The 767-nt window shown below is 64.1% G+C and carries 1 protein-coding gene; it reads left to right on the top strand.

Annotation, left to right across the window (positions count from 1 at the left end; genetic code table 11):
- Positions 1 to 767, top strand: a 767-nt coding sequence (locus ENZ74_RS33385) for an extracellular solute-binding protein (protein ID WP_127313366.1), incomplete at both ends; no start/stop codon positions are given.

Genomic DNA, 767 nt, shown 5'->3' with positions numbered 1-767 from the left:
GAATATGACGCCGCGCTCGGCGCCAAGCTCGCCGCCGGCTCGGCGGGCGACCTGATCACCTGCCGCCCGTTCGACAAGTCGCTTGAGCTGTTCAAGAAGGGCAACCTTGCCGATCTCTCGGCGCTGCCCGGCATGGAGAACTTTTCGCCGGTGGCCAAGTCCGCCTGGCAGACCGACGACGGCAAGGCGAGCTTCTGCGTGCCGATGGCTTCGGTCATCCACGGCTTCATCTACAACAAGGACGCCTTTGACAAGCTCGGCATCAAGGTGCCGGAGACCCGCGACGAGTTCTTCGCCGCGCTCGACAAGATCAAGGCCGACGGCACCTACATCCCGATGGCGATGGGCACCAAGGATCTCTGGGAAGCCGCGACCATGGGCTACCAGAACATCGGCCCCAACTACTGGAAGGGCGAGGACGGCCGCGCGGCGCTGATCAAGGGCGATCAGAAGCTGACCGACAAGGACTGGGTCGCGCCGTATGAGGAACTGGCCAAGTGGAAGCCTTATCTCGGCGATGGCTTCGAGGCGCAGACCTATCCGGACAGCCAGAACCTGTTCACGCTCGGCCGCGCCGCCATCTACCCGGCCGGCTCGTGGGAGATCGGCCTGTTCAACACCCAGGCGCAGTTCAAGATGGGCGCCTTCCCGCCGCCGGTCGAGAAGGCCGGCGACACCTGCTACATCTCCGACCATACCGATATCGGCATGGGCCTGAATGCGGCTTCGAAGAACGCCGATGCGGCCAAGACCTTCCTGTCCTGGGT

Source organism: Mesorhizobium sp. M7A.F.Ca.CA.002.15.2.1 (assembly GCF_003998715.1).
In the GTDB taxonomy this organism is placed as follows: domain Bacteria; phylum Pseudomonadota; class Alphaproteobacteria; order Rhizobiales; family Rhizobiaceae; genus Mesorhizobium; species Mesorhizobium ciceri.
This window is presented reverse-complemented; position numbering and strand designations above follow the sequence as displayed.